The following is a 22,233-nucleotide window of genomic DNA, read 5'->3' on the forward strand; positions in this document are numbered from 1 at the left end:
AGTTATGCTAACGATCTATGACGATTGACCCGAACCTGGATGCGACTCAGATCCGCCAGGGCGTTCTCCACCTCTCCCGCCGACTGCGCGCGGAGAAGGCCGATAACGAACTCAGCGACGGCCAGTTCTCGGTGCTTGCCTGCCTCTACCGGCATGGCGCACACACCCTGGGCGGCCTTGCCGAACACGAACGGGTCTCCCCGCCGTCGATGAATCGCACGGTCAACTGCCTGGAGGGCAGCGGCTATGTGGAGCGCGCGGCGGATCCGACAGATGGCCGACGCGTGCTGATCAGCCTGACCCCCGAGGGTCATGACATGGTCGCGCGCACGGTGGTCCAGCGCGACGCCTGGATCGACACCCGGCTGCGCGACCTCTCCCCTGAGGAACGCGAAACCCTGACCCGCGCCGCCGAGATCATGAGGAGGCTCGCGACCGCGTGAGTGCAATGTTTCGCTCCCTGTCCGGATACAACTATCGGCTGTGGTTTATCGGAGCCCTGGTGTCCAATGTTGGCACCTGGATGCAGTCCACCACCCAAAACTGGGTGGTGCTGACCGATCTGACCCATAACGATGCCGTGGCGGTGGGCGTGACAATGTCGCTCCAGTTCGGTCCGCAGCTCCTGCTGGTGCCGGTGAGCGGCTGGATTGCCGACCGGTTCGATCGGCGCAAGATCCTGCTGTGCACCCAGAGCGCGCTGGCGCTGCTGGGTCTCTCCCTCGGCCTGCTGCTGATCCTTGGCCACCCGCAGCTGTGGCACCTCTACCTCTTCGCCCTCCTGCTGGGTCTGGTCAACGCGATCGACGCCCCCGCACGCCAGACCTTTGTGTCCGATCTGGTGGACGAGCACAACATGTCCAACGCGGTGGCCCTGAACGCCGCCTCGTTCAACGCGGCCCGGATGCTCGGTCCGGCCGTGGCCGGTCTGCTGATCGTCGCGGTCGGCTCGGGCTGGGTGTTTGTGATCAACGCCTTCACGTTCCTGGCGATGATCCTGGTTCTGAATAAGCTGCGCCTGAACGAGCTGCGCAAGCGTCCCAAGCGTGCCTCCCGCGGCGGACAGCTCGGTGCCGGTTTCCGCTATGTGAAGGGTCGCCCGGACCTCGTGGTGATCTTTGTGATCGTGCTCCTGGTGGGCGCGTTCGGCCTGAACTTCCCGATCTTTGCCTCCACGATGGCGGTGGAATTTGGTGAGGGCGCGGGTGAGTACGGCCTGCTGTCCTCGATCCTGGCGATCGGCTCGCTCACCGGTGCGCTCCTCGCGGCCCGTCGTCCACGCGCCCGAATGCGGGTCGTGATCCTGGCGGCCGGCGGATTCGGGCTCTCGGCGGCGCTGTGTGCGGCAATGCCCAGCTATCCGGCGTTCGCAGCGGCGACAATCCTGATGGGCTTTTCCTCGGTGAGCATGCTCACCACCGCCAACGGCTACGTCCAGACCACCACCGACGCGGGAATGCGCGGCCGGGTCATGGCGCTCTATATGGCGATCCTGATGGGTGGAACGCCGGTGGGGGCACCGATCATCGGCGCCATCGCCAACGCCTGGGGTCCGCGGCTGGCACTGCTCGTGGCCGGAAGCGTCTCGGTCCTGGCCTCGCTGATCGGGCTCGCCTGGATGGTATTTGCCCGCAACCTGCGCATCCATCGCCACCCCGATTACACCTGGCGTCTGCAGGTCACCCACCTCAGCAGCCCCGGGGAACCGGAATCGGTCGAGTTCTCCGACGAGCTGGCCGCCACCTCCCCGATCACCCTGCCCAAGCTCCCCCGCGAACGCAGCGAACGCAGCGAGCGCGGCGAGCGCCGGGACTAGCTCCTCCCACTAGATGGATACCCGGCCGAGGCTCCCCGCGGACGCCACATACGGGGCCGCACACATCAAACGGGCACCCGGCTTCCGGGTGCCCGTTTGGCGTATGTGGCGAAGCCTAGGAGGCCGGGGTACTCGCGGTGTCGAGCAGGGAGAGTTCCTCGCCGCTCAGCTCGATCTTCAGCGAATCGGTGATCGGGGGCAGCTGCTCGAGCGAACGAGCGCTGGCGATCGGCGCACCCACCGTGGGCTGCTGGCGCAGCCAGGCGAGCGAAACGGCGGCCACCGAGGTGTCGTGAGTGGCGGAGATCGCGTCCAGCGCCTCAAGCACGCGCAGTCCACGCTCGTCGAGGTACTTGACGGCGTCGCCCGCGCGCGGGCTGTCGATCTCAACACCCGGACGGTACTTGCCGCTCAGGAATCCCCGAGCCAGCGCGAAGTACGGGAACACCGAGAGACCATACTTCTCGGCCCGCTCGCGCAGCGCACCCTCAAAATCGCGCTCCACCAGGTTGTAGTGCGGCTGCAGCGCGACCGGCGCGTGCAGGCCGTTCGCGGCCACGATATCCAGCCACTCATCGATCCGATCGGCCGAGTAGTTCGAGATGCCGATGGTGCGCACCTTGCCCGCATCCACCAGCTCGGACAGCGCGCCGACGGTGTCGGCCAGCGGCACGCTCTCGTCGTCAAAGTGTGCGTAGTAGAGGTCGATGTGATCGGTGCCCAGACGGGCGAGGGACTCATCGGCGGCCAGGCGAATGTTGTCGGGGGCGAGGCCCTTCCGGTCGGGCTTGGTGCTGACCTTGGTCGCGATGACCACGTCGTCGCGACGACCGCGCGCGGCCAGCCAGCTGCCGATCACGGATTCGGATTCCCCGCCGGTGTGCCCGGGAACCCAGGCCGAATAGCCGTCGGCGGTATCGATGAAGTTGCCGCCGCCGGCCACAAATGCGTCGAGGATTCGGTGCGAGGTGGGCTCATCCGCGGTCCACCCAAACACGTTGCCGCCGAGGGTGATCGGGGCGATGCTGAGATTCGAATGACCAATGTTTACGTGCTCTGCCGTCATGGTTTTCCTCCCGCGGGATGCTGGTTTTCAGGTATTTCCTTGACCCTAACCCCGCAAAATAACAAACGGGCAAACATGACGTTTCATTCCGCGGCCGACACCCCTAGGGTGGATGCATGACTTCCCCCTCCCTCACCGTTACCGTGCCCGGAAAGACCCTGCTCAAGGCGATTGGTGAGGTGCCCGACGGGGTTGACGTGCATGTCTGGGACCTCAAGTCCCCGGCACCGGCCGCGCACATTGATCTGCTGGTAGCCCCCTACATCGCGCCGAACGTGAAGTTTCCCGGGATCGATGATGTAACCACCACGCTGATCCAGAGCCAGTCCATCGGCTACGACGGTGTCGAGGGCACGCTGCCCCCCGGCCGTGTCTATGCGAATGCGGCCACCGTGCACGAGACCGCGACCGCCGAGCTGACCCTGGCCCTACTGCTGGCCGCCCAGCGTGACATTCCCCGGTCGGTGCTCAACGCCCAGACCGGGCTGTGGCAGGGATCGACCACCCCGAGCGTCGCGGATCGGAACGTTCTGATCGTCGGCTATGGCGGGGTCGGGGCGGCGATCGAGGCACGCCTGACCGGCTTCGAAACGCACATCACCCGGGTGGCCCGCTCGGCCCGCGAATCCGCGTATGGACCGGTGCACGCCCTGGCCGATCTGCCGGGGCTGCTGCCGACCGCCGAGATCGTGATCCTGGCCGTCCCCCTCACCGAGGACACCCGCGACCTCGCCGATGCCGCGTTCCTGGCGGCACTGCCCGATCAGGCGCTCGTGGTCAACATTGCCCGCGGGCCGGTCCTGAACACCGCGGCGGCCCTGGCCGAGGCGGAGTCCGGACGACTGCGCTTTGCGCTGGATGTGACCGATCCCGAACCGTTGCCGGCCGATCACCCGCTGTGGACGCTGCCGAACGTGCTGATCACCCCACACCTGGGCGGTGCCGCCACCTCGATGATGTCGCGGATGGCGGCCCTGGTTCACCGCCAGATCGGGCACCTGCTCGCGGGCGAACCGGTGGAGAACGTGGTCATCCGCTCCTAGGTGTCCGCCGGGTAACCGCCCGATAACCTTTTTGATTGAATGCATCACAACCTCGGGGCTCATGTTATTCTTTGTGGTCTGACCACATACGAGCGCAATGGCGCGCGAACAACGTGAGGGGCACGGAAATGGTTGAAGCGCGGGCATGGCAAATTGTGCTGGAACGGATCGAACAAGATCTGCTCTCCGGCGTGCTGCAGCCCGGGGATCACCTCCCCGGCGAACGCGCCCTGGCCGCCGATCTCGGCGTCGGACGCTCCAGCGTGCGCGAAGCCCTGCGGGTGCTCGAGGTGCTCGGGCTGATCCGCACGGCGAGTGGATCCGGTCCCCGTTCCGGCGCGATCATCGTGGCGCTTCCGGGCGGTGGGATGTCGGCCCTGATGCGCCTACAGGTGGCCGCGCAGGGCTTCAGCGTGGACGATATCGTGCAGACCCGTCTGATTTTGGAAACCGAAACCGTCTCCCGCCTCGCGGGGAACCCCGACAACCGTGCGCTCACGGTTCCGCGCACCCTGCTCAGCGCGATGGACTCGGCCAACCTGACCCCCGAGGAGTTTTTGACCCTCGACGCCCAGTTCCACCTCTCCCTCACCGAGGCGCTGGGGAACCACGTGCTGACGGCGACGATGGCGGGCCTGCGCAGCTCAATCGAGGCGTACGTTCAGTCGGGTCTGCCCGGACTGGCGTCCTGGCCGGCGACGGCCAGTCGCCTTCGCCATGAACACCGCGAGCTGACCGACGCGATCGCCGCCGGCAACGTGGACCTGGCCCGCACCGTCATCCACGATCACATCACCGACTACTACGTTGAGACCGGCCTGGCCGAACGTTCCGGAGAGAGCGTCCCGGCAGCGGCCCGCTAGGTCTCAGCACGCTCGAGTCGATTGACACGCGGGTGCCGGGCGGGCAGGATCGAGGCATGCTTTTACGTCATCTCATCGGTCGCAGCATCCGGAAGTTGCGTACGGCCCAGGGCCGGACGCTGCGCGAGGTTGCCGAGACGGCCGGGGTCTCGCTCGCGCACCTCTCGGCAATTGAGCGCGGCCTTGCCGAGGCGTCCTCAGAGGTGATCGCGGCAATCTCCCGAGCGCTGGGCATCGGACTCGGTGAACTCCTCGATGAGATCCGACACCATACGCACGAGTATGAGGCGCGCGGCAGCTACACGCTGGCGGCCTAGTGATTCTTCCCAGCACGAAATTCACTCCGCGAGCTCGGCTAATCCACTAGTTTGGGCGCATGGCTCATACCCCAAATCTTCTGGAAATCTCCCCCTCGCTGTTTCAGCTGCGGATCGCCGGCGAGCACGCCCATGCACTGAACAGCTTCATCCTGGTGGAGGATTCAGGAGTCAGCCTGATCGATACGGGGTGGCCTGACAGCGCCACACTGATCGAATCGGCGGTAAACGCCCTGGGCCGCACCCGAAATGACGTGACCCGCATCATCCTCACCCACTTTCATGAGGACCACGCGGGGTCGGCCGCCGCGATCACCGAGTGGGGCGATATTCAGGTGATCGCCGGAGCCCCCGAAGCCTCCGCGATCCGCGGCAACGAGCCGGGCCCGCTGGCACAGTTGACTCCCGCGGAAATCACAATCCACGCCCAGCCAACTGTCCCGCCCGCAGGGCCTGCCTGCAGGGTGGACCTCACGGTGGTGGACGGCTCGGTGATCAACATTGCCGGCGGCGCCCACGTCCTGCTCACGCCGGGGCATACCCAGGGCAGCATTGCACTGCACCTGCCCGCCCTCGACACCGTCCTGACCGGAGACACCGTGGCCGAGTTCGGCGGCGAGGTGATCCTTGGAGTGTTCAACGTGAATCGCGCCGAAACCCGCCGCTCGGCGAATCGGATCGCCGCTACCGGGGCGAGCATTGCCGGGTTTGGCCACGGCGAGGCGGTGCTCCACGCGGCGAGCGCGCGAATCGCCGCGGCCACCGATCCCTTCGCCGAGGAACCGGCAACCGCGGTAATTCTCGGCTAGCGCACCGAGCGGCCCTGGCGAGCGCGCCGGCGCATGAGCATCAGCCCGCCTCCAGCCAGGAGCAGGAGCACGACCCCGGCGAGGAGCGGGGCCGCATCACTTCCGGTCGAAGCCAGGCCACCCGAGTCGGCATCCGACCCCGTGTGCCCGGGACCCGAGGTGTTGGAATCCCCGCCACCCGGAGTGCCCGAGTCGCCGGATGTGCCCTCGTCACCGCCGCCGGGTGTTCCCGGGTCGGTCACGGCCGTACCGAGATACCAGGACTCGTCGCTGGCCGGGGCCACCGGCGCGGTGATGACCGTGCCGGTCTCGTCCACCGCGGCCGCACTCACGGTCGCAACGTTGTGGTACTGCCCCTCCACGGCGATGCTGGTCAGCTCAAACGTGCGAGACGCCCCGGGTTCAAGCACCTCGCCCGGCCCAGAGGCCACCGACTGGGTTCCCGACCCGCCCTGCCCGTCGGTGTAGGCATCCACCACCTCGATGTTGGCCAGCGGGGTGTTGCCGGTGTTGGTCACCAGATAGCTCCAGGTCACCTCGGACCCCGATGTCACGGTAGCCCCCGGTGCCGTCGAATACTCGACCCCGTTGGTTTTCTTCAGCACGCTCAGCGCCGGGGCGGGGGCCATCACGATGTCCGCCTCATTCGAGGAGATGGATCGCGGGCTGCCCCGATAGGACGCGGTCGCGCTCACATCGTTGATCGCCCGCGCACCAGAACGTGCCCCGGGATCATCGGCGGTGGTGTCAAAGCGCAGCTCAAACTCCTCGCCGGAGTTCAGCTCACCGGTGGTCAGACGGAAGGCGGTGGCCCCGGCCGCATCCGCGGGGTCGGCGCTCCAGGTTCCCGTGGTGGCGGAGGTCGCGTCGTTCGAGTATTCGATCACGGCACCGGCCGGGGCGCCCGAGAGCGGACCTACCAGCCGTTCGCCAAACGCCGATCCGCGCTCATCCCCGCGGGTGGGCATCCGGTCAAACACCACCAGGTTGGTGACCGCATCACTCAGTACGTTGCGGACATACACCTTCCACTGAGCCGGATCGGATCCGGATACCGGAGCCGAGAGTGCCCAGGCGTCGGTGTCGTGAGCGCGCACCTGCTTGCCCATCAGCAAACCACCCGAAGTCGCGACCTGGGAGTCCTTGGCAAAGCGCGCAATCGAGGGGAGTGCGGGGTTGAAGTTGAAGGTATCGTCCCCGACATAGGCCGGTGAGAAGCCCATCGGAACCGAGGCGAAGGCCGGGTCATCCACCGAGGCGAAGCTGCGCGTTGTCACGCTGCCCTGATCGGCGGCATAGGCCTGCGGCAGTACCCGAACCGGAATCGTATAGCGGAATCCCTGGGTTTCGGCGCGCTCCTGCGGGGTGCCGGCGAGGCGGATGCTGGCCAGGGTATCGAAGGCAAACACCACCACCTGATGTTCCCCGTCGGCCTCGGTGACCGTCTCGGTCGAGATCGTCAACCCACTGCCCGGCACGGGAACCGGCACGTTGGCGGTGGGTGTCTGGGCGTAGGCGGGGCTGACCCCAACGGCATCGTCATAGAACACGCCGACCGGCAGCACCACGCGCATCTTGGCATCGGCGTAGGCGCGCACCGGATCCATGTTGGCGATGTTCACCAGATAGCTGGCATCCTGCCCGACGGTCAGGGTCGAGGGTACGCCGATCACCTGGGTGATGACGGGCACCCGATCGGCCAGGCCGAGTCGGGCGGAGTCCGCGGCGCCGGGCAGCACGACGCCGCCACTCATCACACCGTTGACAACCGCGGTGTTGGTATAGGTTTCGGTCGCGCCCGCGGCACCGGCGAGGCTCGGCACGTACGAGGGGGCCACCTGGGCCTGCGATCCGCCGGGAATCCCCGGGTCCGTGGCCTCCGGGGAGAGCACAATCCGCCAGCCGGTCACCGTCTGTCCCGCGGGCAGCTTCTCCACCTGGGTGTATCCGTCGCTGTCCCAGCCGGTGGATCCGTCCGCGACAAAGCTCATTCGCAGGTCGGTTCCGGTCCGCAGCCCGGACCCGGCGCCATGCCATGCCGGACCGCCGCTCGTGGTGTACTCCAGCCGGTAGGGCACATCCGCGGCGCGCAGCGTCGCGTTGAAGAGAACGGCCAGGCGACGCAGATCGCCCTGTTCAAAAAAGGCGGCGTTGTCCGCGCCGATGCCCGCCGAGTCCTCGATGGTCATGGTGTCCAGTTGCTCGGTGTCCACCGAGTTCAGGAACGAGGCGCGCACCCCGTACTGGGCGAGCCACTGGCCGTTGCCCCACTCAAATGAGTCCTGTCCACCGGAGAAGTTGGCGGTCTTTTCGATCGCCACCGCATGACCGATGGTGCTGGGAATGAAGGCGGGCCCCTGGGTCTTGGCGGTGGGGCGGGTACTCCAGGTGCCGCCGTGATCGCTCACCTCGAGCCCCACCACGTTTTCGGGCGGCCGGGTCCCGTCGGGGAAGGTGGCCTCGGGATAGGAGACGGTGAATCCGAGCTGCGCACCGGCACCGGCCATCGGCGCGGTGGAGGGGCCGTAGGCGGTTCCGGTGCGTTCCCAGACGGCCCGTAGGCCGGTTGCCGGAGTGCCCGATACGGTCCAGGTGCCGCCGATACTGGTGAAGGTATTGGTGATCACGGCACCGGAGGGCAGCACATCGGTGAGGCGCTGACCCCAGGTGGTGAAGGTGCCACCCTCGGGACCGGAGTCCCTGGTGGCCACGTCAAACGTGTACTCGACGATGCGATTGGAGCCGCCGAGGATCGTCGCGAAGTTCTTGGTCGGAGAATAGTTGAGGTTGCCCACCACCCGGGTGAGCACCGAGGCGGTGGGGGCGGTTCCCGTGTCGCTCGGGGTCCCGGTCACGTGGGCGATAAATGTGGTGGTGGGGTCCATGACCGCGGTGTTGACCTGCGTCACCGTGAAGACCACCTCGTTGAGGCCCTCGGTAATGTCGCGCAGAGAGAGGTGCACGGTGTTAGTGCCCTCATCGTAGGCGGGTGCGGTTGCCACGATGTTTGTGCCGCCAAAGGGCACGGCATCGAATTTCACTCCGGCGGGTAGCGCGATGGCCAGGTTGATACCGGTGGCCGGAGAGGATGCGTTGGCGGTGGGGGTCAGGATCGAGACGGTGTACCGAAACGCCTTCCCCACCGGCACCGTCTGTGGGGCCGAGATTTCGAGTGTGTAGTCGGGGGTGGCCGCGCGGGCAGGCGCGGTTCCGGTGATCAGGATGGCCAGCATCATGAGGGTGGTGATCAACGCCGCAAGGGCGGATCGCCTCCTTCGGTGGCCGGTGATGGGGGCTGACGGCAGTGGCATGCTTCGGTCCTCTAGAACGTGTGTGATGGTTAGGATTTTTGTCTTCCACACGGTGAGAGTGAGCGATCGTGATTTCGTGACGACAATATGAAATACTTTATGATTAGTTCAGCGAGGCGGGACGCCCTCATGCGAGCCGGCCAGCGTCGAACCCGGCATCAGACTTAGATGGGAAACGGCGATTCTCGACACGTCCGATCAGCACCTGCTGGAGCAGGCGCGCCTCGGCGACCGCGGAGCCACCGACGAACTGTATCGACGCCACTTCCCCGCCCTCCTTCGCGCCACCCGCCAGTGGGAACGCGGTCACGAGGCCGCCGAAGACTATGCCGCCGAGGCATTCGCCCGCTTCCTTGCACGACTCGACCGGGGTGGCGGACCCACCCACAACGTGCGCGCCTATCTCTATACCACCGCACGCAATCTGATCTATCAGGACCTTCAGATCAAGCTCCCCACCTCCCCCCTCGACCCCGAGGGTACCGGACTGCCCACCCTGCCCGGTTCGGATCACCGGTTTTCCCGTGACGCCGAGTTCACCCCGCTGCGGGAGGCGTTTGATTCGCTTCGACCCGCCTGGCAGGAGGTGCTCTGGTACGGGGAGGTCGAGCGGGCGAAACCGCGGGAGCTCGCGCTCGTGCTGGGACTCTCCCCCAATGCCTGCTCGCAGCTGCTCATCCGCGCCCGACGCGGCCTGGCCGAAGCCTTCGCCCACGCGCAGGCGCGGGCCGAGCTGCCGGCCGAGTGCCACCCGTTTATCCCGCAGATCCTGGCGCTGCGAGCCGGCAAGCGCCCGCGCTCGCTGTCCGCACCCTTCCGACGGCATCGGGAGATGTGCGAGCACTGCCGGGTGATCTCGCGCCGCACACCGGCGGATGGGACCACACTCGCGCTCCTCCTCGGCCCGCTCATCCTCGGCCCGGCCGTGGTGGGCGGCGGCGTGCTCGTGGGTGGTGTTTCGGAGACGGCACGGGCGGTCGCCCTCCCCCTGGCCGCGCAGTCGACCGGCGTTCTGGCGGCGGCCGCAGTGGTGGCCACCGCGGTGACCATCTCGATCATCACCATCCTGAGCTCCCCCGAGGCCACTGCGCCACCGGTCTCGACCTTGGCGTCAACACCCCTCGCCACCCCGACACACACGGACGCCACCACGCCCGCACCGAACGAGCAAGCCCCGGCTCCCGCGCCCTCCGAGCAGACCGGTCACGCAGGCGTGCACATCGAGGCCGCCGCACCCGCCACCGCCGCGGGCACCTTCCCCCTGACAATCACCACGGCCAACACCGGCGGTAACGCCGGGGAGGTATCCTTTTCGATCACACTCACCGGCCCGGGCACGCTCGTCGGACTCACCCAGGGGGCGGGTATCGGCTGGTACTGCGCAACCAGCGAATCGGAATCCACCTGCGCGCTGCCCGAGATCCCCGCGGGTGCGCGCGGCGAATTCACGCTGTTCGTGACACCCACCGGGGTATCGGGCGAAATCATCACCGCGGGTCTCAGCCTGCTCACCGGGGAGGCCACCCATACCGAGGCGCTGAGCATCCGTCTGGACTAGATACGCCGGTTAAACAAACCAGCCCCGTGACTGGAAATCCAGTCACGGGGCTTCGAATTATAAGTCCGGCGGTGTCCTACTCTCCCACAGGGTCCCCCCTGCAGTACCATCGGCGCAAAGAGTCTTAGCTTCCGGGTTCGGAATGTGACCGGGCGTTTCCCTCTTGCTATGTCCACCGAAACAGCTAATTCGTGGTTATGTCTCTAGTCTACACGGCGGAAACGACACCCTCGACCACGGTGTAATCGGCGGGGGCCAGGCCGGCAGCGGCGGCCGCGTCCAGCAGCACCGTCACGTGCGGGTGCGACTGGATGGCGGAGGCGGGAATCTCGGGACTGATCGGCCCGTTAATCGCACGCGCCACGGCATCGGCCTTGTGTGCGCCGAAGGCCAGTAGGAACAGGTGCCCGGCGCGAAGAATCGTGCCCACACCCTGCGTAATGGCGTGTCGCGGCACCTCATCGATGGTCTCGAAGAAGCGGGCGTTGTCCTCGCGGGTCTGCTCGGTCAGCGGAACCCGTCGGGTCAGCGAGTCCAGCGGGGAGCCGGGCTCGTTAAACCCGATGTGCCCGTTGGCTCCGATCCCCAGGATCTGCCAGTCCACCCCGCCGGCCGCGCGAATGGCGTCCTCATAGGCGGTCCCGGCCGACTCCAGCGTCTCCGGGTTGCCCGAGGGTACGTGCACACGTTCGGGATTGAGCCCGAGGGTCTGGGTCACCTCGGCATCGATCACGTGGTGGTAGCTCTGATCATGGGCGGGGTCGATGCCCACATACTCATCCAGCGCGAATCCACTGACCCGGGACACATCGATTCCCTCGGTCCGGACCTTCTCGGCGAGCGCCGCATAGATCGGCAGTGGGGTGGAACCGGTGGCCAGGCCCAGCACGGTTTCCGGATTGGTGGTGATGGCACGGGCCAGAATTTCGGCTACGTACTCCCCGGCCTCGGCCGGTCCCGATACAACGAATACTTCAGACACTGTTTGAAACTCCAATGAGGGCGGCGCCAACGGCGGCCACCGGGTGGGTTCTGGGGATCACACGGATGCGTTCACCCAGGCGCAGCGAGGCGATAAACGGGGAGGCCTCGGCCCACTCGTTTAGCACCGCATCCACGCCGGACAACAGGGGTTCGCCGAGGCTGGTGACGCCTCCGCCCAGCACCACCGTGCGCACATCCACGCTGAGCGTGAGGATGCGAACGGCGGTTGCCACCCCCTCAAAAAGCAGGGCACGAATCCGACCGGCAACCGGATCTCCGGCGGCCGCTGCGGCCATCATATCGTGGACCGGTGAGGTACCGGTGGTCGGCCATTGGCGGGCAATCGCCGAGCCCGAAGCCACGGTTTCCAGGCAGCCTCGCTGGCCGCAGGAGCAGATCACCCCACCGGAATCCACGGGGATGTGCCCGATCTCTCCGGCCACCCCCGAGCTGCCCCGACGCAGGTGCCCGTCGAGGACAATTCCGGCGGCCAGGCCCGTCCCCAGGTTGAGGTAGGCCAGCCCATCGGTGCCCAGGGAGGTGTCGCCCCCGGTGGTGGCCACATAGCGGTAGGCACCCACCGCGGCGGCATTGACGTCGTTTTCCACCGAGACTCGGGTGCCCAGCCGCGCGGCGGCCTCGCTCCCCAGATCGAAGCGGTCCAGGCCCAGGTTGACCGCGTGCTCAACCCGACCGATCTGCGCGTTGACCGCCCCGGGGATCCCGATCCCGATCGAGGCGAAGCGATCGGGGGTGAGGCCCACCCGCTGCGCCAGCTCGGCACTGGTTTCCAGCACCGAGGCGAGCACCTGGTCGCGGCCGTAGCCGGTGGGACGGGTCAGCTCCTCGACCGCCACGTCATTGTCATCGAGGACCACCGCGGCGGTTTTGGTGCCGCCGACATCGATCCCCAGTCTCATCGCGGTACCTCTTCCGCCGCGAAACCGCCGCTGAGCCAGCGCTCCAGGAACGCCTCCCCGGCCAGGCGCGAGGCACCCAGGGTGGCGATCTGCGCATCGGCGCGGTCGGGCGCGGGCCAGCCCATGTCCACGGTGGAGGGGTTGTCACCGCGCTCGCGCAGCAGGGCGAGGACCGCCTGCACCCGCTCTCCGCGGTGGTTGTTCTGCCCCAGCACCACGATCGGCACGCCGGTGGGAATCTCGGCCACGGCACCCGAGAGGTCGGTGCCGTCCACCAGGTGGAAGATCAGTCCCGCGTCGCGCGCCTCGGCGGTCTGGGCCGCGTGCGGCCCCCAGGGCAGCGGGCCCACGGCGATGTTCGGGACGCCCTCGACGGTGACCACGTGCACCGGTGCCTCGGGGCTCGGCGTGGGCAGGGAAACTCCGGGCAGCACATCAAAGGTTGCGGCCACCGCGGCGGGCGTTGGCCAGGCGGTGTCGGGAACCGGCTGCGAGGCAGCCTCGGCCCGCAGGGTGCGGCCGCGGTCGGCAAGCACTCGCAGGCGCTCGGCGGCCTCGAGTACCCGCTCGGCGGGCAGCACGCCGGATTCGATCGCCGCGGCCACATGAGCCTCGATCTCCCCCATCTGCGGATCGGTGTTGTTGCTGCCGATGCACAGCAGGTCACAGCCCGCGGCGAGCGCACGCACCGCGGCCTCGGGGATTCCGGTCTTGCCGCTGGCACCGGTCATATCCAGTGCGTCGGTGACAATCACACCGGTGAAGCCCAGCTCGCCGCGCAGCAGGTCCTGCAGGATCGTGCGCGACAGGGTGGCCGGGTGCTCGGGATCCACCTGCGGCAGCATGATGTGCGAGGTCATGATCGTGTTGGTACCCGCGGCGATGGCGTCCACAAACGGAATCAGCTCGCGCTCACGCAGCTCCTCCAGCGAGCGGTCAATCACCGGCAGCGACAGGTGCGAGTCGTTCTCGGTGTCGCCGTGGCCGGGGAAGTGCTTGGTGCTGGCATCGATGCCGCGGCCCTGCACTCCGCGCACCCAGGCGGCGGTGTGGACACCCACCGCGTGGGCGTCGGTACCGAAGCTGCGGGTCCCGATCACCGGGTTGTTGGGGTTGGAGTTGATGTCGGCGTCCGGGGCGAAGGTCATCGTGGCCCCGGCATCGGCGAGTTCGTATCCCACCCGGGCGGCGATGCCCTCGGTGCCCACCGGATCGCCCAGCTTGCCGAGGATCGCGTTCCCTGGGAAGGGCGAGCCGGTCTGGTGGTGCAGGCGGGTGACGTCCCCGCCCTCCTCATCGATCGCGATGACCGCGTCGGGATTGGCATCGAGGATCGCCGCGGTCAGCTCGCGGAGCTGACTCGGGGATTCGATGTTCATCGAGAACAGGCACACCCCGCCGAGGCCGGCGCGCAGGCGCACGGCCAGCCAGTCGGGCAGCTCGGGGCCGTCAAAGCCCGGGAGCATGGTCGCGGAAATGGCGCGGAGAACCTCGGGGCTGAGGGAGGAGTTGGTCATGGTTATCCCTTCACGGCACCGGAGACCAGGCCACTGGTCATTCGGCCCTGAACGATCAAGAAGAAGACGATCACCGGGATCGCCATGAGGGTGGATCCGGCCATGATGGCGGCCCAGTTGGTGGTTCCGGTGAGCGTCTGGAACGTACGCAGCCACACCGGCAGGGTCATCATGTCGGGCCGGGAGTTGACCACCAGGGCCAGCAGGAACTCGTTCCAGGCCTGGATGAATCCGAACACACCGGTGGCCACCAGGCCCGGGGCCAGCAGCGGGAAGGTGATCTTCCAGAAGGCACCCGAACGCGAGAGCCCGTCAACCATGCCGGCCTCCTCGAGCTCCACCGGAATTCCGTTCACAAACCCGCGCAGGGTCCAGATCGTAAACGGCAGCACGGTGGCCACGTACACCAGGGTCAAACCGGCAATCGTGTTGAGCAGGTGCCAGCCATCCAGCACCCGATAGGTCGAGACGATCATGGCCTCGGCGGGGATCATCTGGATGATCAGGATGGTCAGGATGAACGCCTTGCGGCTCTTGAAGCGGAAGCGGGTCACCGCGAGCGAGGCCAGGAAGGCAAACACCAGTGCCACGGTCACCGTGAGCAGGGTCACCATCAGCGAGTTCCCCAGCGCCGGCAGGAACGGGGTTCGGCCGGGCTCAAAGAGCACCGTGTAGTAGTTGCGCAGGGTGAAGTTATCCGGCCAGAAGTGCAGCGTGGTCGAGCGGATCTCGTTGTTGGGCTGGAAGGAGGTGTTGATCATCCAGTACACCGGGAACACCGCGCACAGGAAGATGATCACGGCGATAACGCTCAGCACCACCGTGGTGGTTTTGCGCCGGCGCAGGGCACCGGAGGTCACGCGCTTGGACGGCGGGGTGGTCCCGCGCAGGGTCGGGCCGAGGGCGGTTTGGCTGGTCACAGCTCTTCCTCCTTGATGCTCTGACGGACGTAGTACAGCGAGATGGCCATCAGGATGATCACCGTGATCACGGCGATGGCACCACCGATGCCGTACTCTCCGCTACCGAGCGAGGTTTGATAAATGTACACACCGAGGGTGCTGGTCTGTTCCTTGATACCGCCGATACCCTGCAGCGCGTAGATCTGGGTGAACACCCGCAGGTCCCAGATGATCTGCAGGATGGTGACCACCACAAAGATCGACTTGAGGTACGGGAACACGATCAGCCGGAAGCGGGCCAGGTAGCCGGCACCATCGAGCGAGGCGGCTTCAAGCACCTCGTCGGGGACCTGGCTGAGGCCCGCGTACACGGTGAAGGTCACAAACGGAACGGCACCCCAGATCACGATGATCGCGGCCACGAAGAAGAAGCTCACCGGGTCGATCAGCCACGAGTGCTGGTGGAAGTCCAGCCCGAACACGTTCACCAAAACGTTGTTGATGACACCGTAGTCGGTGTCAAAGATCCAGCCCCAGACGATGGTTGCGGTCAGCGCGGGCATCGCCCAGGCCAGCAGCAGACCCACCGAGAGCAGGAGGCGGAAGAACTTGGTGAGGCGGGTCATCATCATCGCGATGAGGGTTCCCAGCACCATGGTGATCACCACGCAGACCAGGCAGAACAGCAGCGAACGCCCGAGGACCTCCCAGAAGGTGGGGTCGCTGAGCACCTTGGCGTAGTTGCCAAAGCCGATCCACTCCGGCGGGGCCCCAAATACCTGGGCGCGGCCGAACTTCTGGAACGACATGATGATCAGGTTGATCAGCGGCCAACCGATCACCACACCGAGCACCACGATCGAGGGCACCAGCAGGGAGTACGGGGTGAACTTGGCACCGAAGCGGCCGCGCGCGTTCGCCTTGCCGCCCGCCGGCGTGGTCGCCGAGGCCTCCTCCGGCGCGTCTGGCACCCGCGGTGGGGCGCTATTCAGGGTAGACATCTGAAACTCTCTTCGTTGAAAAAGTGTGGGGATGGGACCGGAAGGGGATTCGATCGGGTTCGCCGGGGTATTACGGGGTGAAGCGGGTGGGGAGGGGAAGCCGGCCGGGGTGTGTGGTCCCCGGCCGGCTAGCTGGGAGCGGATCGGCCGCGACTGTGCGGCCGATCCGGGTGGCGTTAGCCGTTGAGGATGCCGTCGATCTTCTTGTCAAGCTCCTTGGCCAGGGAATCAACATCCCCGCCCTGGGCGATCTTCACAAAGAAGTCCTGCAGCACACCGGCGGCCTCAACATCGGCCCACTTGGGCGATGCGGGGGTCAGGCGGGCGTGAGCGGCGGCCTCGGCGGTTGCCTTGGCGACCTCATCGGTGCCGAGCTCCTTGGCCAGCGACAGCTTGGCCGGAACCAGACCGCCCTTGGCGTAGATGGTCTGGAACTCGTCGCTGAGGATGATCTTCAGCGCCTTGACCGCCAGTTCCGGGTGCTTCGACTTGGCCGAAACGGCAATGTTGGATCCACCGGCCATGACCGATGCAGCGCCGCCGTCCTTACCGGGCAGTGCGTAGACGCCCAGGTTTTCTTCCTGGTCGGGGCAGCCCGGGGTCTCCGAGTCGGCCTTGGCCAGGATCGACCACTTGACCCAGCTCGGTGCCGAGAGCTGCAGGCTGGTGCCGTCGCAGAAACCAACCTGCGGGTTGTCTTCCTTGCCGTCCTTCGGGGCGCGCGAGGCGTTAACCATGGCGTCCTGAACCTGCTTCAGACCCTCGATGGACTTCTCGCTCGAGAAGGTCGAGGACCACTTGCCATCCTTGAAGGTGGCCACATCGCCACCGTTTTCCCAGATGAACGGCAGGGCGTTGTACCAGTCCTGTCCGGGCCACCAGATGCCCGACTTACCGGGGTTGTCAGTCGCGAGCTTCTTACCGTTGGTGACGTAGTCGGCGAGGGTGGTGGGAACCTCCAGGCCCGCGGCGGCGAGGGCGTCCTTCTTATAGAAGACGAGGCGTGCACCGGAGTACAGCGGGGCGGCGTAGAACTTGCCGTCGTAGCTACCGGCCTCCACGAAGCCGGGCAGCAGGTCCTTGCCGCCGAGCTCGTCGAAGTCCTTGGTCAGGTCGAGGAAGGCGCCGGCCGAGGTGAAGGCCGCTGCCTGGGTGTTACCAACTTCGACAACGTCGGGGCTGTCGCTGCCCGAAAGGTTGGTGTTGAGCTTGTCCACCAGGCCGGTCCAGGACTGCTCCTCGATGGTCAACTTTGACCCGGGATTTTCCTTTTCGAACGTGGAGACGAGGTATTCGCGCGCTTCCTTGGGGGTGTCGGTACCCACCAGCCAAACACGAATGTTGGCATCGGATGCTTCGCTGGATCCGGGGCTGCCGTTACTTGCGCAGCTGGTCAGAGCCAGGGCCGACGCGGCCACGAGGGCCAGTACTCCCAGTTTCTTCTTCATGATGCGTTCCTTTAACAATTGGTGTGACGAGGTGATCATGTGATCGGTTTTGAGTTCTCGGTTATGAAACTCCGAGCTGTCCGGAGAGGACGAGGACGGCCGCGCCACGCAGGACGATGTCCTGGCCTAGCGCGGTCATACGCAGCGTCAATTCAGCATGGATGTCGCTGATTGTGCGCTGACGAATGGTCTCGAGCACCGCGTTCGCAAACGCGCCCTCGAGAAGTGTGGTGGGTCCGCTGAGGACAATTTCGGAGAGGTTGAGCACACCAACCACGGGGGCCAGGGCGATGCCCAGGCGCTCTCCGGCGGCGGCCAACAGAGCTTCGGCGGCGGCGGGATCGGCGGCCTGCTCAAGCTGTTCGGCCAGGCGACCGGCTGCCACCCAGGCCTCGACACAGCCGTCCTTGCCACACGCGCAGCGCGGACCGCCGTCGGTGCCCACCACAACGTGACCGATCTCACCGGCGGCCGAGCGGCTGCCCGAGACCGGAGCACCGTCCACGATCAGGCCGGCACCCACACCGGCCCCGATCTGAATCAGGATCAGGTCGCTCGCGGCGTCCTGGCTCCCGAAGGTGTGCTCGGCGAGCACCGCGGCGTTGGCGTCATTGGCGACGGTGACGGGGAGGGCAAAGCGTGCAGCCAGCAGATCGCGCAGCGGCAGGTCGTGCCAGCCGAGGTTCGGGGCGGTACGGATGCGTCCCTCGCCGTCGACCACACCAGGGCTACCGACGCCGATGCCCAGGATGGGTGAGGTCTCGTCGCGCAGGAGACGCTCAACCAGGGCATAGACGATTTCCAGGGCGTCCTCGCCCACCGCGGTACCGCGGGGAGCGGAGATGCGCTCGATGATCGTGCCACCGAGATCAAACCGGGCCGCGTGGAAGGCCACCTTGTCGGAGAGGTCCATCCCGATCAGGTGGAAGGCGTGGACGTTGAGCGCGAGCAGGGTTGCGGGCTTGCCCGGACGCGCATCCTCGCGCTGTCCGAGTTCGGCGATCAGGCCCTCCCCGATCAGCTCCCCCACCAGGTCCGAGATGGTGACCCGGGTGAGGCCGGTGCTGCGGGCGATGTCGGCCCGGCTGAGACCCTCGGTGCGGTAGAGCTGCTGAAGAACGAGTGAACGGTTGTGACTCCGGGCGTGCTCGGGGAGAACCTTGGCGGTGGGGCGCAGCCCACGCAGGCCCCCGCCGGCGCGGGGCACGCGCCCCGTCGCTGCGTTGCGATCGGTGTCTACTCCATGAGTCATGTTTGTTAGTAAAGCTTACGAACAAATTAACAACAAGTGTTTTTTGGCTCGTTAACACAAACGTTACAGACACAAAACATTTCGGCCGCCCCGGAAGACGGCCGAAATGACGAGAACTGAGCTAGCTCAGGGCGATCTTTTTTGCCCCTCCCCAGACCGAGTTGGACACGCTCAGGGTTTTGAGCTCGGCGTCCGCCGGCAGATCAAAAATGACTGATCCGGTCACCGAATTGCCCGGGTTGATCTCGGAGATCCAGGTGTCGGCGGAGCTGGTGTCGTAGATGGTCGCGCTGCTGTCGGCGTTGAAGCTGCGTCCCTGTGCATCCTCGATCTTGAGGAAGTTGACCAGGAATGTTTCGGGCTTGTCACCAACATTTTTCACCGAGAGCGACACGCGGACAAAACGTCCCTGCGCGGTGGCCGAGAGGTACTGACCACCCACGGTGGTTCCCGCCTCCTCGACCCCGGTCACGGTGAACTCCATCGATCCGGCGGTGACGGCCTCGCCGATCCCGGGCAGCGTATCCTTGGGCTTCTCCTCGGCCGGCTTTTCTCCGGCAACCTCTTCGCCCGCCGGCGCTCCGGCCGCAGGCTTACCCTCGGGTGCGGGCTTGGACTTCCCTCCCCCACCGGCGGCGATGCTCGAGATGATAATGATGGCCGCGATGATGCCCAGAACGGTCAGCACCTTGTGCCGGGCAAACCAGTTCCGGCGCTTGGCCGGGGTCACACCGTTCGGTGCCGAGTTGTCGGGGACGGGGAGGGTGTTCTGAGGGGTGCTCATGGTGGTTGTGTCCTTCGTGTCTGGGGCGGCGATCCGGTTGTCCTGGCGACCCGGGCCGTGTCTTGCTGTGGTTCCCAGCCAACCAGCGACGGCCATCCCCGCACACCCACCAAACGGGCCGGACGCTCCCGCCGTTCGGGGGGAATGACCCCCCTCCTCACTCCCGCCGCTCGGGGGCCGCGGCGAGAGCCTTCGCTGCCATACGATGAGGTGCATGACCATTCCCCCACCCCCGCTCCCATCGCCTGAATCGTCGCCGCGGCGCCGAAGCGCCGATGCTGCCGTGTCACGCGGTCGAGCGTTTGTGCGTGGGCTGGTCACCACGATCTGGGTCGCCGTGGGGATCTTCTTCGCGGTGCTCCCGTTTGGTCAGCACATCGGCAATGAGGATCGGGGGATCCCGCCCACCAGCCCGGGCATCGCATTGGCGGCCGGGATCGGCGCCCTGCTTATGATCGGCGCCGCGATTCTGCTCGTCTGGCGCACCCGTTACCCCTATCTGGTGACCGCGATTGCCGCCGGCATCGCCCTCTTTCTGCCCTCGACTCCGGTTCCCGCGCTGATTGCCCTGGTCTCTGTCCTCCACCGCCGACGCGGACCCTGGGTGTGGATCATGACCGGTGCCGTCGCCCTGGCCTGCGGGGTGTCCACCCGCTGGGATGCGCAGTCGACCTCGAACTCACTGATGTCTACCTTCGCCGGACGGGGTGCCAGCCCGGACGAGGTGCTCGCAACCCTGCCGTGGGCGGTACCGCTGTCGGTGTTCCTGCTCATGCTGCCCTTTGTTGCCACCGGCCTCCTGCTCCGTGCACGCTCGGAGCGCGATGTCGCTCTGGTCGAGGTTCAGGACACCCGGCAGAGCGCGGCGACCCTCAGTGACGAGGTGAGCCGGCAGCGAGAGCGTCAGGAGGTGGCCCGGGAGATCCACGACACCCTGGCCTCCCGGCTGTCCACGCTGTCCCTGCACGCGGGCGCCCTGGAGGTTAACGCACGCGAGAGTGACACCGCCCTGGCCGGAGCCGCAAGCGTGGTGCGCGAGTCCGCACAGCGCTCCCTGGACGATCTGCGCTATGTGGTTGATGTGCTGCGGGACCCCGCTCAGGCGCAGGGCTCAAGAATCGCCGCCGGTCGGACCTCGCTCGCGGATCTCCCCGACCTGATCGAGGCCTCCGAGGCGCTTCCCGGCGGAATCGTCTCCAACGTCTTCCTGTCCGACGCCGCGGGCTGCGACCCCCGGGTGGCACACGCCTGCTACCGAATCGTGCAGGAGGCGCTGGCTAATGCCCGACGTCACGCGCCGGGGCAGACGGTCTCCCTGTCGCTGCGTGGCGGTCCGGGCGCGGGTCTGACCCTCACCCTTACCAACCCCGCGCCGGAGGGCCTGACGCCCACCTCTGTGGGCGGAGGCCACGGAGTGACCGGCATGACCGAGCGCGCCACACTCCTGGGTGGAACCCTCACCGCACGTACCGACGACCATGGCGTCTTTGGAATTTACGCCTGGCTCCCGTGGATTCCCCCGGTGCTCACGGTTACCGACGCCCCGGCTAGCGCATAACAAAGCCAGCGCTGCCAGAGGCCGGCTTCACCCGGAGCGTCAGGAACGTCACCCTGCTTGATGTGAGCCTCACGCCGGAGCGTCACGAACGTCACCCACTGACTGCCGCAACCTCCCGGCGGCGGGGCTAAGCCCTAGAATCAAGGGGTGACTTCAGGCAGCGTTTCAATTCCTTCCGGTGTTCAGCACATTGATGTGCTTGTGATCGACGATGATCCTTTTGTCCACACCGGAATCGAAGCCATCCTGGCGGCCACCCCCGATCTACGCCTGGTTGGCACCCGCCTAGACGGTGCCGACGTTATGGCCGCATGCGCGCAGCTTCGACCCGACGTTGTTCTCATCGATGTACGGATGCCCGGAATCGACGGCGTGGCCGCGGTCACCATCGCCCAGGGGCTGCCGGTTCCTCCGCAGTTTGTCATGATGACCTCCTTCGATGATGGCCCACGGGTGGTGGACGCGATCGCCGCGGGTGCCGCGGGTTTCATCCTCAAATCCGACGGCCCTGACGCGATTACCAACGCCATCCGTGGGGTCTCCCGCGGCGAGACGGCGCTGTCTCCGCGCAGTGCCAAGCACCTGGCCGACTGGGTTCGTGCCGGCGGCTCGGGTGCCCCGCAGGAGCGTGCTCGCCAGAGCCTGGACCTGCTGTCCCCGCGCGAACGCGACATCGCCTTTGCCCTCCTGGACGGCTCCTCGAACGCCGAAATCGGACGCCGCCTCTTCATCGCGGACTCCACCGTCAAGTCGACGCTGCAGGACATCCAGCTCAAGCTCGGTGCCCGCAACCGCACCGAGATTGCGGTCCTGGTCGCTCGCTCGGGCCTGGACCGCTAACCCCGGAGTTAAACACGAATAGCCTCACCCTCATCCAGGGCAAGGCACAGCCGCGCCAGCACACACCACAGCCCGGGTTAAACACGAAAGCCCCACCCTTCAGGATGAGACCACCAACACCAGCACCACAAACAATGCTGTTAAACAAGGAAAGCCCCGACCATGAAGGTCAGGGCTCTCAACCTGCAACACACAACGTGTTGTAAAGAAGTCCGGCGGTGACTTACTCTCCCACAGGGTCCCC

At 66.4% G+C, this 22,233-nt stretch carries 19 protein-coding genes and 1 rRNA gene; 9 read left to right on the forward strand and 11 right to left on the reverse strand.

Features of this window, described 5'->3' with window-relative positions:
- The first annotated feature begins 17 nt into the window (after positions 1-17).
- The gene (locus tag D9V34_RS16620; protein WP_030149344.1) at positions 18-443 is read left to right on the forward strand and encodes a MarR family winged helix-turn-helix transcriptional regulator; all 426 of its coding nucleotides are present in this window, start codon (positions 18-20) and stop codon (positions 441-443) included.
- A 5-nt stretch (positions 444-448) separates the two neighbouring features.
- On the forward strand, positions 449-1,816 hold the full coding sequence (locus D9V34_RS16625; protein ID WP_183092022.1) for an MFS transporter: 1,368 nt from the start codon (positions 449-451) through the stop codon (positions 1,814-1,816).
- A 115-nt stretch (positions 1,817-1,931) separates the two neighbouring features.
- Here the strand turns inward: D9V34_RS16625 and D9V34_RS16630 are convergent, their stop codons facing one another.
- Complete coding sequence (locus tag D9V34_RS16630; protein WP_121689565.1) at positions 1,932-2,882, reverse strand: aldo/keto reductase; 951 nt, start codon at positions 2,880-2,882, stop codon at positions 1,932-1,934.
- Between the two features lie 116 nt (positions 2,883-2,998).
- Between D9V34_RS16630 and D9V34_RS16635 the strand changes: the two genes are divergently transcribed.
- From D9V34_RS16635 to D9V34_RS16650, 4 genes are all read left to right on the forward strand, one after another.
- Positions 2,999-3,925 carry an NAD(P)-dependent oxidoreductase gene (locus D9V34_RS16635; RefSeq protein ID WP_121689566.1) on the forward strand — a complete coding sequence of 309 codons (927 nt, stop codon included), beginning with the start codon at positions 2,999-3,001 and terminating at the stop codon, positions 3,923-3,925.
- 128 nt (positions 3,926-4,053) lie between these two features.
- Positions 4,054-4,788: a FadR/GntR family transcriptional regulator gene (locus D9V34_RS16640; RefSeq protein ID WP_121689567.1), complete on the forward strand. Its 735-nt coding sequence runs from the start codon at positions 4,054-4,056 to the stop codon at positions 4,786-4,788.
- A gap of 56 nt (positions 4,789-4,844) precedes the next feature.
- Positions 4,845-5,105: a helix-turn-helix domain-containing protein gene (locus D9V34_RS16645; protein WP_121689568.1), complete on the forward strand. Its 261-nt coding sequence runs from the start codon at positions 4,845-4,847 to the stop codon at positions 5,103-5,105.
- A 59-nt stretch (positions 5,106-5,164) separates the two neighbouring features.
- Positions 5,165-5,914 carry an MBL fold metallo-hydrolase gene (locus D9V34_RS16650; protein WP_121689569.1) on the forward strand — a complete coding sequence of 250 codons (750 nt, stop codon included), beginning with the start codon at positions 5,165-5,167 and terminating at the stop codon, positions 5,912-5,914.
- Here D9V34_RS16650 and D9V34_RS16655 read toward each other — a convergent pair.
- Positions 5,911-9,225 carry a DUF7507 domain-containing protein gene (locus D9V34_RS16655; protein ID WP_147441720.1) on the reverse strand — a complete coding sequence of 1,105 codons (3,315 nt, stop codon included), beginning with the start codon at positions 9,223-9,225 and terminating at the stop codon, positions 5,911-5,913. The genes D9V34_RS16650 and D9V34_RS16655 overlap by 4 nt on opposite strands.
- 250 nt (positions 9,226-9,475) lie before the next feature.
- On the opposite strand from D9V34_RS16655, the gene D9V34_RS18210 reads away from it, so the two are divergent.
- A complete protein-coding gene (locus D9V34_RS18210) occupies positions 9,476-10,783 on the forward strand; it encodes an RNA polymerase sigma factor (protein ID WP_245992067.1) in 1,308 nt (435 codons plus the stop codon).
- Positions 10,784-10,846: 63 nt separating this feature from the next.
- On the opposite strand, the gene rrf is transcribed toward D9V34_RS18210, so the two are convergent.
- From rrf to D9V34_RS16710, 9 genes are all read right to left on the reverse strand, one after another.
- Positions 10,847-10,963 (reverse strand): 5S ribosomal RNA (gene rrf / locus D9V34_RS16670).
- Positions 10,964-10,991: 28 nt separating this feature from the next.
- Positions 10,992-11,765: a glucosamine-6-phosphate deaminase gene (locus tag D9V34_RS16675; RefSeq protein ID WP_121689573.1), complete on the reverse strand. Its 774-nt coding sequence runs from the start codon at positions 11,763-11,765 to the stop codon at positions 10,992-10,994.
- Positions 11,758-12,687: an ROK family protein gene (locus D9V34_RS16680; RefSeq protein ID WP_121689574.1), complete on the reverse strand. Its 930-nt coding sequence runs from the start codon at positions 12,685-12,687 to the stop codon at positions 11,758-11,760. The genes D9V34_RS16675 and D9V34_RS16680 overlap by 8 nt, the downstream gene beginning before the upstream one ends.
- On the reverse strand, positions 12,684-14,204 hold the full coding sequence (locus D9V34_RS16685; protein WP_121689575.1) for a glycoside hydrolase family 3 protein: 1,521 nt from the start codon (positions 14,202-14,204) through the stop codon (positions 12,684-12,686). The genes D9V34_RS16680 and D9V34_RS16685 overlap by 4 nt, the downstream gene beginning before the upstream one ends.
- A 2-nt stretch (positions 14,205-14,206) precedes the next feature.
- Entirely contained in the window at positions 14,207-15,025 is an 819-nt protein-coding gene (locus D9V34_RS16690) for a carbohydrate ABC transporter permease (protein ID WP_425454457.1), read from the reverse strand.
- Positions 15,026-15,120: 95 nt separating this feature from the next.
- A complete protein-coding gene (locus tag D9V34_RS16695) occupies positions 15,121-16,107 on the reverse strand; it encodes a carbohydrate ABC transporter permease (RefSeq protein WP_121689576.1) in 987 nt (328 codons plus the stop codon).
- 176 nt (positions 16,108-16,283) lie between these two features.
- On the reverse strand, positions 16,284-17,555 hold the full coding sequence (locus D9V34_RS16700; RefSeq protein ID WP_121689577.1) for an extracellular solute-binding protein: 1,272 nt from the start codon (positions 17,553-17,555) through the stop codon (positions 16,284-16,286).
- Positions 17,556-17,616: 61 nt separating this feature from the next.
- A complete protein-coding gene (locus D9V34_RS16705; RefSeq protein WP_121689578.1) occupies positions 17,617-18,807 on the reverse strand; it encodes an ROK family transcriptional regulator in 1,191 nt (396 codons plus the stop codon).
- Positions 18,808-18,928: 121 nt separating this feature from the next.
- Complete coding sequence (locus tag D9V34_RS16710; protein ID WP_183092018.1) at positions 18,929-19,591, reverse strand: DUF4352 domain-containing protein; 663 nt, start codon at positions 19,589-19,591, stop codon at positions 18,929-18,931.
- 283 nt (positions 19,592-19,874) lie between these two features.
- Here D9V34_RS16710 and D9V34_RS16715 point away from each other — a divergent pair, with 283 nt between their 5' ends.
- Positions 19,875-21,149: a sensor histidine kinase gene (locus D9V34_RS16715; protein WP_183092019.1), complete on the forward strand. Its 1,275-nt coding sequence runs from the start codon at positions 19,875-19,877 to the stop codon at positions 21,147-21,149.
- 147 nt (positions 21,150-21,296) lie between these two features.
- Entirely contained in the window at positions 21,297-21,989 is a 693-nt protein-coding gene (locus D9V34_RS16720) for a response regulator (protein ID WP_121689580.1), read from the forward strand.
- Positions 21,990-22,233 lie beyond the last annotated feature (244 nt).

The organism is Mycetocola lacteus, assembly GCF_003667575.1.
Classification (GTDB): domain Bacteria; phylum Actinomycetota; class Actinomycetes; order Actinomycetales; family Microbacteriaceae; genus Mycetocola; species Mycetocola lacteus.